The sequence below is a fragment of the Ruegeria sp. F11 genome (assembly GCF_056533855.1).
In genome coordinates this window covers 24,309-38,356 of sequence record NZ_JBQFOW010000018.1, presented here as the reverse complement: position 1 = coordinate 38,356, position 14,048 = coordinate 24,309, and the positions used below count along the sequence as shown (strand labels likewise).

The 14,048-nt window shown below is 60.6% G+C and carries 12 protein-coding genes; 8 read left to right on the top strand and 4 right to left on the bottom strand.

Going from position 1 to position 14,048, the window contains the following annotated elements; all coding sequences use genetic code 11:
• Positions 1-9 precede the first annotated feature (9 nt).
• Positions 10-951 carry a LysR family transcriptional regulator gene (locus tag ACR0NJ_RS19145; RefSeq protein WP_480818695.1) on the bottom strand — a complete coding sequence of 314 codons (942 nt, stop codon included), beginning with the start codon at positions 949-951 and terminating at the stop codon, positions 10-12.
• 121 nt (positions 952-1,072) lie between these two features.
• Between ACR0NJ_RS19145 and ACR0NJ_RS19140 the strand changes: the two genes are divergently transcribed.
• The 6 genes from ACR0NJ_RS19140 (at position 1,073) to ACR0NJ_RS19115 (ending at position 8,227) form a co-directional block, all read left to right on the top strand.
• Positions 1,073-2,080, top strand: a complete 1,008-nt coding sequence (locus ACR0NJ_RS19140) for a TAXI family TRAP transporter solute-binding subunit (RefSeq protein WP_480818694.1) — start codon at positions 1,073-1,075, stop codon at positions 2,078-2,080.
• A gap of 80 nt (positions 2,081-2,160) precedes the next feature.
• Positions 2,161-4,374, top strand: a complete 2,214-nt coding sequence (locus tag ACR0NJ_RS19135; RefSeq protein WP_480818693.1) for a TRAP transporter permease — start codon at positions 2,161-2,163, stop codon at positions 4,372-4,374.
• 4 nt (positions 4,375-4,378) lie between these two features.
• Positions 4,379-5,617 (top strand): NAD(P)/FAD-dependent oxidoreductase, encoded by a 1,239-nt coding sequence (locus ACR0NJ_RS19130; protein WP_480818692.1) that lies wholly within the window; start codon positions 4,379-4,381, stop codon positions 5,615-5,617.
• A 35-nt stretch (positions 5,618-5,652) separates the two neighbouring features.
• On the top strand, positions 5,653-6,393 hold the full coding sequence (locus ACR0NJ_RS19125) for an aspartate/glutamate racemase family protein (protein ID WP_480818691.1): 741 nt from the start codon (positions 5,653-5,655) through the stop codon (positions 6,391-6,393).
• Between the two features lie 69 nt (positions 6,394-6,462).
• Entirely contained in the window at positions 6,463-7,191 is a 729-nt protein-coding gene (locus ACR0NJ_RS19120) for a hypothetical protein (RefSeq protein WP_480818690.1), read from the top strand.
• 16 nt (positions 7,192-7,207) lie between these two features.
• A complete protein-coding gene (locus ACR0NJ_RS19115) occupies positions 7,208-8,227 on the top strand; it encodes a D-cysteine desulfhydrase family protein (protein ID WP_480818689.1) in 1,020 nt (339 codons plus the stop codon).
• A gap of 7 nt (positions 8,228-8,234) precedes the next feature.
• On the opposite strand, the gene htpX is transcribed toward ACR0NJ_RS19115, so the two are convergent.
• A complete protein-coding gene (gene htpX, locus ACR0NJ_RS19110; RefSeq protein WP_480818711.1) occupies positions 8,235-9,134 on the bottom strand; it encodes a zinc metalloprotease HtpX in 900 nt (299 codons plus the stop codon).
• 245 nt (positions 9,135-9,379) lie between these two features.
• Between htpX and ACR0NJ_RS19105 the strand changes: the two genes are divergently transcribed.
• Both ACR0NJ_RS19105 and ACR0NJ_RS19100 read left to right on the top strand, forming a co-directional pair.
• The gene (locus tag ACR0NJ_RS19105; RefSeq protein ID WP_480818688.1) at positions 9,380-9,793 is read left to right on the top strand and encodes a hypothetical protein; all 414 of its coding nucleotides are present in this window, start codon (positions 9,380-9,382) and stop codon (positions 9,791-9,793) included.
• Positions 9,794-9,919: 126 nt separating this feature from the next.
• On the top strand, positions 9,920-10,885 hold the full coding sequence (locus tag ACR0NJ_RS19100) for a hypothetical protein (protein ID WP_480818687.1): 966 nt from the start codon (positions 9,920-9,922) through the stop codon (positions 10,883-10,885).
• 21 nt (positions 10,886-10,906) lie between these two features.
• Here ACR0NJ_RS19100 and gyrB read toward each other — a convergent pair whose 3' ends face one another.
• Both gyrB and ACR0NJ_RS19090 read right to left on the bottom strand, forming a co-directional pair.
• A complete protein-coding gene (gyrB, locus tag ACR0NJ_RS19095) occupies positions 10,907-13,324 on the bottom strand; it encodes a DNA topoisomerase (ATP-hydrolyzing) subunit B (protein WP_480818686.1) in 2,418 nt (805 codons plus the stop codon).
• Between the two features lie 102 nt (positions 13,325-13,426).
• The gene (locus tag ACR0NJ_RS19090) at positions 13,427-13,999 is read right to left on the bottom strand and encodes a TetR/AcrR family transcriptional regulator (protein WP_480818685.1); all 573 of its coding nucleotides are present in this window, start codon (positions 13,997-13,999) and stop codon (positions 13,427-13,429) included.
• Positions 14,000-14,048 lie beyond the last annotated feature (49 nt).

The following is a 14,048-nucleotide window of genomic DNA, read 5'->3' as shown; positions in this document are numbered from 1 at the left end:
CGCGCGACCCTAGGCCTCGGTCCGGGGGTTGGCTTTCACCTCGTTCAGCTTCAGCAAGACCTCGGCCTTCCAGCCCGCCTGAATTCTCAGCGACAACTGAGACGGCGGTCGGTGCGTGGGCGTCAGGATGGCATATTCATAGCGCAGGGGGGCCTGAAACGGCACGAATAGGATTTTGCCATCGGACAAGTTCATCTCGCGCTCGGTCGCGACGGTCAGCGGGTCAACGATGGAACAGCACTGACCGGAACTGATGAACGGGATCAGCGGCAGGAAATACTGGCAGGTGACGGTGGGGTTATATGTCGCCGGGGCGTTCTGGAATTCCTGCCGGACCTTGCGTTGGAATGGATGGGTGGCATGCAGACCGCCCATCGGGACCCCGTCCAGATCAGCGATCGTGATGAACGCGCGGGATGCCAATTCATGGTCCCGACCGATGGCGCAAAAGCAATCCGCACTGATGATCTCGGCTGAAAACTGAGGTTCCTTGCCGGTGGGATGTTCGAAATCGGCAAATCCGAAATCGATATTCTGACTGCCCGCAAGCTCCATGATCTGAGGCGAACTGCGCGTCGACAAGGTGATACGGACCTCGGGGTTTTCGCCAACCGATCCGCTGATGAAACGCGGAAACAGAAAGGCCGAGGGGCCCGGCATGGTGGCGATGTTCAGGCTGCCGGAGATTCCCTTGATCAAACCTTCCATCGTGCTGGAAATGGTCGATAGCCGTTCGAGAATGCCGGTGGTTTCGGCCAGCAGGTAATGCGCCTCGGGCACTGGAACCAGCCTGCGCCCGCGGCGTTCGAACAGGGTCAGGCCAAGGCTTTTCTCAAGGTTCTTCAGTGCCAGGCTGATCGCGGGTTGGGTGCGGTTCAGTTTTCTGGCGGTCTGAGAGATGGAGCCCGTCTCCATCACCTCGCGAAAAACGGTGAGCTGCGTCAGGTTCATGCCGGATACATAAGCGAAAAATTAGTTTTGTGAAATATAACAAATTTGAATTTATGAAAATTGCGTCTAGGCTGACAGGATTGAAATTCGGAAAAACCGAATCCAAATTTGGGAGACTGTAATGAATCTAGTGAAATGTCTGACCGGTCTGGCCCTGGCTGGCGCGCTTGCTGCGCCGGCGCTGGCACAGGACCCGACCTTTTTCCGCATCGGCACCGGCGGCGCGGGCGGTACTTATTTTCCGATCGGCGGAACTATCGCCAACGGTATCTCGGCCCCTCCGGGATCGCGCCCCTGTGAAGAGGGCGGCCAATGCGGTGTGCCCGGTCTGATCGCGATTGCGCAGTCCACGACCGCCTCGGTCTTCAACAACGCAGCCGTGCAAAATGGCGAATTGGAAGCCGGGCTTGCTGCGGCTGACGTCACTCGCTCGATGTATCTGGGCGAGGGTAAATTCGACGGTAAACCCCATCCCAAGCTGCGTATTGTCGCCAACCTGTTCCCCGAAGACCTGCATCTGGTGCTTCCGGCGGGTGAAACGATCACTGACCTGAGCGATCTGGAAGGCAAGCGCGTGGGCATCGCACAGGCGGGGTCTGGCACGCAAGTGGCCGTGCTGCAGATGCTGGATGCCTGGGGTGTCAATCGCGACAACATGGATGAGGCCGAACTGAACAACAGCCAAAGCGCCGAGCGTCTGGCGGATGGTCAGCTTGACGCCTATTTCTACGCCGCTGGCTGGCCCGTAGCCGCGATGGTGCAACTGTCCTCGACCAAGGGGATGAACCTGCATTCCTTCACCGACGAAGATATGGCCAAGATCAATGAGATCATTCCGGCTTATATCCCCTCGACCATTCCGGGTGGTGTTTATGAAGGCATCGACTCTGAGACCAAGACACCTGCGGTCAGCGCAATGCTGGTGGTGTCTTCGGACCTGTCGGACGATCTGGTCTACCAGATGACCAAAGCTCTTTGGAACGACAACACCCGCAAGCTTCTGGACAATGGCCACGCCAAAGGCAAGCAGATCACACCCGACACGGCGCTGGACGGGGTCGAGGCCCTGGGCGTGCCGCTGCATCCGGGGGCCGAGAAGTTCTATAAAGAAGCCGGTCTGCTGCAGTAACCCGAACCTGCTGAATACAACCATCCGGTGCCCTTTTCAGGGCACCGGATTCTCCAAACGCGCGATCTCAGGGGGCCATCATGTCCGAGACCCAGAAACTTGATGACCACGAACTGACGGCCGAGGAACTGGCCGCGATCGAGGAACAGTTCGACGAAGGCGCCGCCGTCCGGCAGGTCACGCCGACGGCGGGCAAGGTCCTGCGGGTCGTGGCCCTGATCTTTGCGTTCTACGAGTTTTTCACGGCGGGTTTCGGCCTGCCCGCCGATCACTGGCATATGGGCATCTATCTGGCCCTGCTGTTCATTCTGGTCTACGCGACGATCCCGATCGTGGGGTCCAAAAACCTCTATGCGCTCAAGGTCAGCCGGTTTCGGATCGGGAATATCCCACTTTACGATCTGGTGTTCATGGCGCTTGGCATCATTGCTGCGCTTTACGTCGGCGTTGCCTGGCGCGGCATCCCGTTTCTGGGGATCGAGGAACAAACCTTCCGCATGGGCAACCCCAACACCTATGACGTTGCTCTGGGCGTCGTCATCATCCTTCTGGTGCTGGATATCGCGCGCCGCACGCTGGGATGGGTGCTGCCGCTGATCATCTGCGTGTTCATGTCGTATGCCCTGCTGGGCCCCTATTTCCCCGGTCTGCTGCAGCATCCGGGAGTTAATTTCAAAACCTTCGTCTCGTCGATGTATTTCCCGCAGGAAGGCATCTATGGCGTCACGCTGTGGGTCGTTTCAACCATCGTGTTCCACTTTGTGCTGTTCGGCGTCATCGCCCAGCGCACCGGTTTGGGGCAGTTGTTCATCGACAACGCAACCATTCTGGCTGGGCGTTACACCGGCGGGCCTGCGAAAGTGTCCGTCGTATCCTCGGCCTTTTTCGGAACCATTTCGGGCTCGTCGGTTGCCAACACCGTCTCGACCGGGGCGCTGACCATTCCGAACATGAAGCGTCTGGGCTATCCCGGCCATTTCGCAGGCGGGGTCGAGGCCGCGTCTTCGGCTGGGGGCCAGATCACCCCGCCGATCATGGGGGCCGCAGCCTTCATCATGGCTGAATTCCTCGAGGTGCCCTATACCACCATCGTGATCGCCGCGATCTTCCCAGCGATCCTGCATTATGTCGGCGTCTTCGCCGTTGTGCACCTGATGGCGCGCAAGCTGAACCTGCAGGGTCTGGCGAAAGAGCAGCTGCCGCAACTGAAAGCGGTCTGGGCCGAGGGCTGGGCCAATATCGTCCCACTGATCGGCCTGCTGGTGGTGCTGTTTTCCGGCTACACGCCGTTCATGTCGGCTTTTTGCGGCATCTCTCTGGCGGTGATCGCGGGCATGTCGCGAATCAAGCAGCCACCGACCCTGATCTACGCGGCGGCGTTTCTGGCCTTTGTTCTGTGGAAATTCTCGGATGGCGGCTTCGATCTGACCATGACCGCAACCCTGTGTGCGCTATCCGTCGTCGCCACGCTCAACCCGCAAAAACGCATCGAAGTGCCCGAGATGCTGCAGGCGGTCGAGTTGGGCGTTAAATACTCGCTGGCCGTTGGCGCGGCGGCGGCGGCCGTGGGCATCGTAGTGGGCGTGATCAACACCACCGGCATCGGCTTCCGTATCGGGTTCATGGTGACGCAGGGCGCGGGCAATCTGGCGTCGGATCTGTACAACATGATCTCGTTCGGCAGCTTCCAGCTGTTTGCCATGGAAGACCTGCAACTGTTCATCTCCTTGGTCTTTATCGCGGTGGTCTGCATCCTGATGGGCGCGGGCATCCCAACGACGGCGCTTTACATCATGCTGGTCTCGGTCGCGCAGCCTGCGCTGGCGCAACTGGGGGTGCCGCCGATCGCAAGCCACTTGTTCGTGCTGTATTACGGCGTGGTGTCCGAGATTACGCCACCGGTGTGCACCTCGGCCTATGCGGCGGCGGCGATTGCCAATTCGAACCCGTTCCGAACCGGCCTGTCAGCTTTTACCCTCGGGCTTGGAAAGGTCATCGCACCGATGGCCTTTGTCTACGCCCCGGTTTTGCTGTTCGTGTCTTCGACCGGGTTCAACCTGTGGGAATTCACCTATACCGCATCCAGTTGTATCGCCGGTGTGATCGCCCTGTCTGCGGCTGTGGTCGGCTATTGGCTGCAACCCCTGAACGTGGCGTCGCGCATATTGATGGCGATCGCCGGGGTGATCTTTGTCGCGCCCTCGCTGACCGCTGACCTGATCGCGCTGGCCGTGGCGTCGCCGGTGATCGTGACGCAACTGATCGCGCGCAACCGCAGCCATTCCACGGCCTGATCTGATGGCCGAGCAGGTTACAATCATCGGGGCCGGGATCGTTGGCATCTGTTGCGCCCTGTCGCTGCAGGATCGGGGTGTCCGGGTTCGTCTGATCGACCGGGGTGAGCCAGGTCAGGAAACTTCCTTTGGCAACGCAGGCGTGGTGTCGCCCTGGTCAATCATCCCTCAGTCCACGCCCGGCATTTGGAAGAAGCTGCCCCACATGCTGCTGGACCCCAAAAGCGCCTTGTCGGTCCGGATGTCGTTCTGGCCCAGAATGATCCCGTGGGGCATGCGGTTCCTTGCGAATTCCGGCGAAAAGACCGTGCGCGCAACCGCCGACGCGATGGAGTTGCTGTGCCGCCCGTCTATCGAGCTTTACCGCATGCATCTGCAGGGCACCGGCCAGGAAAACCTGATTGTCGACAGCAACTACATTCACGCCTACCGCCGCCCCGAACAGGCCAATCTTGAGGGTCTGGATTACCTGATCCGCACCGAAAAAGGCAGCGAGTTAGAGCGTGTTGACGGCGATGAGCTTCGCCGCATTGAACCTGCGCTGAGCCGGGACTACAAGGCCGCCGTTGTAATCAAAGGTCAGGCGCGGATCACATCGCCCGGTCGGGTCGGCGCGGTTCTGGCCGAGAAGGCTCGTCAGCGGGGTGCCGAGATCGTAAAGACCGAAATCACAGGGCTGACAAGTGCCGACGGTGGGGGCTGGCATCTGCAAACCCCTGCCGAGGCCTTACACGCGAACACGGTCGTTCTGGCCGCCGGTGTCTGGTCCGCCGACCTTCTGAAACCGCTGGGGTTGCCGGTGCCGCTTGTGGCCGAACGGGGATATCATGTTGAGTTCCCATCCCCATCGGCCTGTCTGAACAACTCGGTGATGGATGTGGATGCGAAAGTGGTCGCAAGCTCGATGCAGGATGGTCTGCGGGTCGCGGGCACTGCCGAGTTTGGCAGCATCGACGCTCCTGCCGACCCCCGCAAACAAGCGATCCTGACCGATCAGGCAAAGGCGATGATACCCGATCTGGATAGCAGTCAGACGCGGTTCTGGATGGGGCGACGCCCGTCCTTTCCCGACAGCCTGCCCGCAATCGACCAAATCGACGGAAAACCTGGGCTTTTCACCGCCTTCGGACATTCGCATTACGGGCTGATGATGGCCCCGAAAACCGGCGAGCTTGTGGCAGATCTTGTGTCCGAGCGCCGTCTGAACGTCGACTTGAGCCCCTATTCTCTGGCCCGGTTCTGAGGGGCCGTACACGATCACCGAAAGGACCTGAACTCATGCCGATTTACCAAGGCGGACAGAATATCTGCGGGGCATCCATTGGGGTTCTGTGCCTTGAAAGCTATTTCCCGAAACCGCCGGGGCATATCAAGAACCCCTCAAGCCTGCCCTTCCCCGTTCTTTACGAAATGATCGACGGGGTCACTGTTCGGACATTGCTGAACAACCCGAGCCCCGATCTTCTGGACCCCTTCATCAAGGGCGCGCAGCGGCTCGAGGCCGAGGGCGTGCGCGCCATCACCGGCAGTTGCGGCTTTCTGGCCTTGTTTCAAAAGGAACTGGCCGCCGAAGTTTCCGTGCCCGTCTTCGCGTCGAGCCTGATTCAGGTGCCGCTGGCCTATCACATGACCGGGGCAAGCGCGCCGGTTGGGGTTCTGACAGCGGACGCCTCGGCCCTGACCCCGCGCCATTTCGCGGGCGTGGGCGCGGCCGGCATTCCGGTGGCCGTGAAAGGGCTGGAAGCCACGCAGGAGTTTGCCGAGGTCATCCTGCGCAACACCCGCACCCGAATGGACACCGACCTGATCGAGGCCGAGGTGCTACAAGCCGCCCGAGACCTGAAACGCGATACGCCCGAAATACGGTCCATCGTTCTGGAATGCACCGATTTGCCGCCCTATGCCGCGCAAATTCAGCAGGCGTTGGAGCTGCCGGTTTTTGACCTGACAACCCTTGCGCAGATGGCGCACACCGTGACCACGCGTGCGCCCTATTCCGGGATCATGCCCTGGGGGTGAAGGGTGGTTTCAGGCGTCGCCGAAAAAGGCTAAACCACGCCCGGTCACAGACGTTACTAAGGGGAAAAGGTGCCCGCAGAACTCGCCATCCTGATGATCGCCATCTGCCTCGGCGCGATGCTGCAGGTCGGGATCGGCATCGGCTTCAGCATCGTCGCGGGCCCGCCGATGATGATCCTGCTGGGCACGGCCACCGCTGTTCCGGCGCTGTTGTTGCTCAACACCATTGTGTCAGCCGTCGCCACAGATTGGCGCATTGTCAGCGCGGAGCAAAAGACCATATCCACCGCGATCCTCGGATGCCTTGCGGGCGTGATCCTCGGGCTGGCCATCTATCCGTGGCTGAGCGAACCATTCGTGCTGGCCCTGACCGGAACTCTTCTGCTGATCGGCGTGCTGACAACGCTGATCCCGGCGCGGACGGCCATCGGCACAACCGGGTTTGCCACCGTTTCGGGCTTGTCCGGGCTGGCCACGGTCTGGGCCGCGACGCCAGGGCCGCTGATGGTGTTTGGCCTGATGGCCAAGGGCCGCCCGGCCCGCGACGTTGCGCGGCTGGTGCAACCCATCGCGCTGGTGGCCTATGGCATCGCCTTTCTGCTGCACAGCCTGTCAGACTGGCAGTCAATCCCGCTTGGTCCGCAGCTTTGGGCCTTTGCGGGGATCACGGTGCTGGGCAGCCTCGGCGGGCGCATGGCCCGGCCCTACCTGCCGCAAGCCGCGATCAAGACGGCAATCCGGGTGATCTCGGTGATTGCCTGCTATGTTCTGTTTCAACGCGCCTATGGGATGGCGTGAACCGGGTGGATGCATGATGACACAGACCGATCTGTTGGCACAATTTCCAAGGGCGCACCTGATGTCCGGCCCGACCCCGCTGGACCGGTTGGAGCGCCTGTCCGACGAACTGGGGATCGACCTCTGGCTCAAGCGTGACGATCTGACCGGGCTTGGGTTCGGGGGCAACAAGACCCGGCAGCTCGAGTTCTATTTCGGTGATGCGCTGGCGCAGGGGGCCGATACGATCCTGATCACAGGCGCGGTGCAGTCGAATTACGTTCGGTCTGCTGCAGCGGCCGCGGCGCGCCTGGGCATGAAATCCGTTCTGCAGCTTGAGGAACGGGTGCCGAATATGGGGCCGGACTATTACACCTCGGGCAACGTGCTGCTGGCGAAAATTCTGGGCGCCGAGCATATGAGCTATCCCGTCGGGGAAGACGAGGCCGGGGCCGATGCCGCCCTGCATGCCCGCGCGGATGAGTTGAAAGCGCAAGGCCGCACACCTTATGTCATCCATCTTGGGCTGCACCATCCGCCGCTGGGTGCGCTTGGCTATGTTGCTGCGGGGCAGGAGCTCTGCGCGCAGATGCCGGATTTTGACGCGGTCGTTGTGCCATCTGGCAGCGGCGCGACCCATGGCGGGCTTCTGATCGGGGTCGCGTCATCAGGTTCCAAGGCGCGGGTGTTCGGCATCTGCGTGCGCCGCGATGCCGATCAACAGCGCGCGCGCATGTCTGTTGTCCTGCAAAAGCTGGCGGACCTGCTGAAGATTGATCCGGCGCTGGTGGCCGACAGGGTCGATGTATGGGACGGCGCGCTGGCTCCGGGCTATGGTCAGGTGGGTCCAAAAACGCGATCGGCGTTAGAGAGAATGGCCCGGACCGAGGGCATTTTCCTCGATCCTGTCTATTCGGCCAAAACCTTTGCCGGGTTGCTGGATCTGGTCCACGAGGGTCAGGTCACAACGGGTCAAAAGGTGGTCTTGCTGCATACCGGCGGGCTGCCCGCCCTGTTCGGGTATCAGAGCGAAGTGCTGGCCTCACACGAGACGTAGCGAAGTTTTACCCCCACGGCCCACTGCCGGGTCGGCGGGCTCTTTCCGGTTTGGGCGCGCGGGACGAACCTGCCTCTCCGGCCATCTTGCGCAAGGCCGCTATCCGGTTCGCCGTCGAAGGGTGCGTCGAAAACAGTTTGTCGCGCGTATGCACATGCAGCGGGTTGATGATAAACATATGTGCCGTCGCCGGGTTCCGCTCGGCCGCATCATTGTCGATCCGGGCCGCGCCCTGCTGGATCCGCTCAAGCGCTGAGGCAAGCGCCAGCGGCTGGCCGCAAATCTCGGCCCCCAGACGGTCGGCGGCGTATTCCCGTGTCCGGCTGATCGCCATCTGCACCAACCCAGCAGCCAGCGGGGCCAGGATCATCAGCGCGATGGTCCCGACCAACCCGACCCCGCTATCCCGCCGCCCGCCAAAGAACAGCGCGAAATTCGCCAGCATCGTGATCGCACCCGCGAAGGTCGCGGTGACGGTCATGATCGCGGTGTCGTGGTTCTTGATATGGGCAAGCTCATGGGCCACAACACCCGCCAGTTCCTCGCGCGACAGGGTCCGGATCAGGCCCGAGGTCACGGCAACGGCGGCATTGTTCGGATTGCGCCCGGTTGCAAACGCGTTCGGCTGCGGGGTGTCCAGCAGATAGACTGCGGGCGTCGGCATCCCGGCATTGCGCGCCAGATCATGCACCATCTGCGACAGGCCCAGCCGATCCCCGCTGGGAACGGGTTGCGCATTATGCATACGCAGCACCATTTTATCCGAGTTCCACCAGGTGAACACGTTCATGCCCGCGGCAACGACCAGAGCCAGAACCATGCCGCCGGTCCCGGCCAGAAGATACCCAAGCCCCATAAACAAGGCGGTCATGGCGGCCATCAGCAGTGCCGTTTTTGTGTAACCCATCTGTTGCAAACCCTCAGGATGCGCCCGTGGCAGAGCCGTGAACGCGGTGTGATTGAGGTAAGTATTGCCCCGATCCGTGACAATACCGGGAACCGCGCGCCCGGTGCGAGCCTCACGGCCTGTGGACAAAAAAACCTCCGCAAACCTCTCATTCCATTGAAACAGTGTGAAGTGTTTCACTTTGGCACGAATCGCTTTGCGGTAGTATGCTTGAGCCGTGGTGAGTGAATAGTGTGAGTTTTTTGATGTATTTGTCGAAGGTCGACGGGCGCAGTGACGCCGTCAGAAACACCCAGAAAGACGATTTCGCGCGGGATTATCCTTTGCTGGATGACAGCGCCGTGCACGCTCGGTGGAAGGGTGGCGCGTGGCATCTGACGCGGATCGGCGATATCTGGAAACGGACCGGAAAGGTACTTTCCCTGCCTTATCAAGGCACTGACGCCTACCCGTCCTTTCAGTTCGCCGAAGATGGCACGCCCCTGCCGCTGATGGAGAAAGTGCTGCAAGCCCTGCCCCACAGCATGACACCGTGGCAGCGCGCTTTCTGGATGACCTCACCCAAGAAAGAACTTGGTGGTGCGGTCCCGGCGCAATGCATCAAGGCTGGCGATGACCGCGTGATCAAGGTTGCCGGACAGGCCTGCGAGATTTTCTGAACCCAGGCTCCCAAGGCAGCCTAGGATTTGCGGCCACAGTCGCGGACATCATCTCCGGATTGACGCCTTTAGGCGAACAATCTGTGCTAGTTTGTATCTGAGGACATTCTAGCAGGAGTTTTCCCGTTGCTGACCAAGCCGCTCCGCCTTGCCGCCGTTATGGCTGTCGCATTCTCGTCAACCATTGCCCACGCGCTATCGTCCGACATTCCTGCCTGGCTGCAGAAACATGTGGGAACCGGCGAAGGCCAGATCGCACCGGTAGTTCTGCAACGGGCGCGGGCACTTTATCAGGAAAAACGTCGGCAGGGGGTGGTCAGAAACCCCTGCTACCTCGCCAAGGATGCGACCCGCCCCAGCACCTCGCCCGGGGGCAATCCGGGGCGGCGGTTTTATGTGATTTGCGAGTCTCAGAAGGTCTTCCGCGCCGTGTCCTCGGGCTATGGCAACGGGCGCAAATTGCAGCGGGCCAATTTCTCGAACGGTCGGCAATGCGCAAAGAACTTCAGCAACGCCGAGGGATCGAAGCTGACGGCGGGCGGGTCCTACATGACGGCGGAAACGCGCACCTCGTTCAAAGGTTACTACAACCAGTCGGGCAAACGCACACCGTTCTACCGCACCTTCCTTCTGTTCGATGGCGAGGGTGAAACGAGCAATGCAAGGGAACGGGCCATCGGCGGCCACCCCGCCGTTTTCCTTAAATGGCAATGCCGTTTCAAAAACCCGCAAAGCCCGCATGCCGATGCCGAAGGCTATGTTCCCTACGGAAGACTGGTGAACTACACCGGCGGCCGCAGCAATGGCTGCACAACCTGGTCCCAATCCGCGTCCAAGGACATCCTGGCGCTGGTCGAGGGGAACCCGACAACGCTGTATATCTATCCGGAATCCAAAGACATCAATGCGGTGGCAAAAGCGGTGAAAAAGGGGCGATCCCTGTCCCGCGCCGGGCTTTACTGGAATGCTGCCTGCCTGCAGGCCATCGGCGCGCCTAAGTTCTGGCCCAAAAGCAAGTTACAGCCGGTCATAAACCAATGGAGGCAGTCTCTGCCAAAACAACCTCCGTTGGTGTTGCCGATCTGTAAATAAGCGGCGTGGCGGCGAGGGCCGCTAGAAATCCAGGTTTTCCACGCTCAGTGCGTTCTGCTGAATGAACTCGCGGCGGGGCTCTACCACGTCGCCCATGAGTTTGGTGAACAGATCGTCAGCCTCGACCATGTCATCGACGCGGACCTGCAGCAGCGTGCGCGCATCCGGGTCCAAAGTGGTTTCCCACAGCTGGTCCGGGTTCATCTCGCCCAGGCCTTTGTAGCGCTGCAGCGATAGGCCCTTTTCGCCCTCTTCCAGAATCGCGCGCAGCAGATCCAGCGGGCCGTGGATGGCTTGCATCCGATCGCGGCGTACCAGCGTGGCGGGCGTGTTATAGACCTCTTGCAGGCTTTGCGTGAACGACCCGGTCTTTCGCGCCTCACCCGAGCGCAGCATGGGGCCGTCCAGTGTTCGGACCTCTTCGACGCCGCGCAGGATGCGGGCAAGGCGGATACCATGATCCTGCGTGATGCGGCCTTGCCAGCCGCGTTCGTATTCCAGCGCGATCAGGTCGAGACGGGCCGCGACCTTGTCGGCCACACCCTGCAGGTCGGCGTCAACCGCGCCCGGCACGAAAGCTCCGGCCACCGCGGCCTGTTCCAGAATGTGACGCGGGTAATGCGTCGGGAAGGCGTCCAGCACGCGTTTCAACTGCCGCGCTTCGTCAACCACGCGGGTCAGATCCTGACCGATGATTTCCTCGCCCGAGCCCAGCTTCAGCACCGCACCTTCGACGCCCTGATTGATCAGGTAGTCATCCAAAGCGGCCTGATCCTTCAGGTAAACCTCTGATTTTCCACGCGAAACCTTATAGAGCGGCGGTTGCGCGATGTAGAGATATCCGCCCTCGATCAGCTCTGGCATCTGGCGATAGAAGAAGGTCAGCAGCAGGGTGCGGATATGCGCCCCGTCCACATCCGCGTCAGTCATGATGACGATCTTGTGGTAGCGCAGCTTTTCGATGTTGAACTCGTCGCGACCAATGCCGGTGCCCAGCGCCATCACCAGATTGCCGATTTCCTGCGACGACAGCATCCGGTCAAACCGCGCGCGTTCGACGTTCAGGATTTTCCCGCGCAGGGGCAGCACCGCCTGCGTCAGACGATCCCGACCGGTCTGGGCTGATCCACCCGCTGAGTCCCCCTCGACCAGAAAGACTTCGGTCTTCGAGGGGTCTTTCTCGGAACAATCCTTCAGCTTCCCGGCCAGATAATTCACATCCATCGCCGTCTTGCGACGGGTCAGTTCGCGGGCCTTGCGCGCAGCCTCACGCGCCAAGGCGGCTTCGATGATCTTGCCGACGATGGTCTTGGCCTCATTGGGGTTCTCCTCGAACCACTCGGCCAGCTTTTCATTCATAAGACCTTCGACCGCCGGGCGGACTTCGGACGACACCAGCTTGTCCTTGGTCTGGGATGAGAACTTGGGATCCGGCACCTTGACCGACAGAACGCAGGTCAGACCTTCGCGCGCGTCATCGCCGGTGAAGCTGACCTTTTCCTTCTTCGCAATCCCGCTGGACTGCGCATAATTGTTGATCGTCCGGGTCAATGCGCCCCGGAAACCGGCCACATGCGTCCCGCCATCGCGCTGCGGAATGTTGTTGGTAAAGGGCAGCACCGTCTCGTGATAGCTGTCATTCCACCACATGGCGATTTCGACGCCGATGTCGTCGCGCTCGCCCTTGATATAGATCGGTTCGGGCATCGCCGGGGTTTTCGACCGGTCGAGATATTTGACGAATTCCTTAACGCCGCCTTCATAGAACAGCTCGGTTTCCAGCCGCTCTGCCGGACGTTCATCAATCAGAATGATCCGCACACCCGAATTCAGGAAGGCCAGTTCGCGCAGGCGCTTTTCCAGCGTCTCAAACGAGTATTCAAGGTTCGAGAACGTGTTGGTCGAGGCCAGAAACCGAACCTCGGTCCCGGTGCGGTCGCCGCATTCGCCCACGACTTTTAGATGCTCCGCCGTCTCACCGCCCTCAAAGCGCGCCACATGTTCCTTGCCCGCACGCCAGATGCGCAGCTCCAGCCAGTCGGACAGGGCATTCACCACCGAAACACCCACTCCGTGTAGGCCACCTGACACCTTATACGAATTGCTGTCGAACTTCCCGCCCGCATGCAGCTGGGTCATAATGACCTCGGCCGCTGAAACACCCTCTTCCGGGTGAATATCGACCGGGATTCCGCGCCCGTTATCGCTGACCGAAACGCTGGAATCCGCGTGGATTTTGACGGTCACATGGTCCGCATGGCCGGCCAAAGCTTCGTCAATTCCGTTGTCCACAACCTCATACACCATATGGTGCAGACCCGAGCCATCATCGGTGTCGCCGATATACATCCCGGGGCGCTTGCGAACCGCTTCTAAGCCTTTGAGAACCTTGATGGAATCCGCGCCGTATTCCTGCGGTGCCTGTGCGTCTTCGGACATTAAGTCAGTACCTATATTATTTTGGTAACTTATACGTTTTCTGGTGGGCATTGTCACGCGATCCCCCAACATTTTGTGTCGGAATCTGAGGGTTGGCGAGGATCAAAGCCGATCCAGATCCGCCGCGATATCAGCGGCAATTTCCGCCGCATTCACGTCGCTGCGCTCCGCCGACAGACGCAGGCCCAGAATGTCAGACTGATAGCGCGCGGCCAGACGATCAGGGTCGTGGTCAGGTCCGATTTCCCCAGCCTCCTGCGCCCGGCGAAACAGCGTCGCGAAACTGTCCTTCATCTCGGCCATATGGCATCCAGCCTTGTCGGCCAGATCGTGCCCCCTAGCCTGTAATTCCGCATAAGTCTTGGCCAGCATGCAGGCGCGCGCGGGCATTTCGCTTTCGTCGATCACCACATGCGGCTGCGCCTTGAGCGCCGGCAGCGGCCCGATCTCATCGGCCAACGCCATCAGACGGGCCACGCCATCCTGCGCGTATCGTTCCAGCGTCAGCGCATACAGCGCATCCTTGGACCCGAAGGCGGCATAGAAACTGCCGGGTTTCAGGTTCAGGTCCCGCTCCAGATCCTTCAGCGAGGTCCCGGCCCATCCCTGCCGCCAGAATAGATCCCGGGCCTGCGCAATCAGCGCATCGCGGTCATATGAGGGCTTACGGGGCATCGGCTTCACCAATTCTTGAACGTTCGCTCAAATATATACTTGAGTGATC

Excerpts from the sequence above, each read along its gene's own strand:
- ACR0NJ_RS19145 (WP_480818695.1), bottom strand. The coding sequence starts at position 951 with ATGAACCTGACGCAGCTCACCGTTTTTCGCGAGGTGATGGAGACGGGC.
- ACR0NJ_RS19140 (WP_480818694.1), top strand. The coding sequence starts at position 1,073 with ATGAATCTAGTGAAATGTCTGACCGGTCTGGCCCTGGCTGGCGCGCTT.
- ACR0NJ_RS19135 (WP_480818693.1), top strand. The coding sequence starts at position 2,161 with ATGTCCGAGACCCAGAAACTTGATGACCACGAACTGACGGCCGAGGAA.
- ACR0NJ_RS19130 (WP_480818692.1), top strand. The coding sequence starts at position 4,379 with ATGGCCGAGCAGGTTACAATCATCGGGGCCGGGATCGTTGGCATCTGT.
- ACR0NJ_RS19125 (WP_480818691.1), top strand. The coding sequence starts at position 5,653 with ATGCCGATTTACCAAGGCGGACAGAATATCTGCGGGGCATCCATTGGG.
- ACR0NJ_RS19115 (WP_480818689.1), top strand. The coding sequence starts at position 7,208 with ATGACACAGACCGATCTGTTGGCACAATTTCCAAGGGCGCACCTGATG.
- htpX (WP_480818711.1), bottom strand. The coding sequence starts at position 9,134 with ATGGGTTACACAAAAACGGCACTGCTGATGGCCGCCATGACCGCCTTG.
- ACR0NJ_RS19105 (WP_480818688.1), top strand. The coding sequence starts at position 9,380 with ATGTATTTGTCGAAGGTCGACGGGCGCAGTGACGCCGTCAGAAACACC.
- gyrB (WP_480818686.1), bottom strand. The coding sequence starts at position 13,324 with ATGTCCGAAGACGCACAGGCACCGCAGGAATACGGCGCGGATTCCATC.
- ACR0NJ_RS19090 (WP_480818685.1), bottom strand. The coding sequence starts at position 13,999 with ATGCCCCGTAAGCCCTCATATGACCGCGATGCGCTGATTGCGCAGGCC.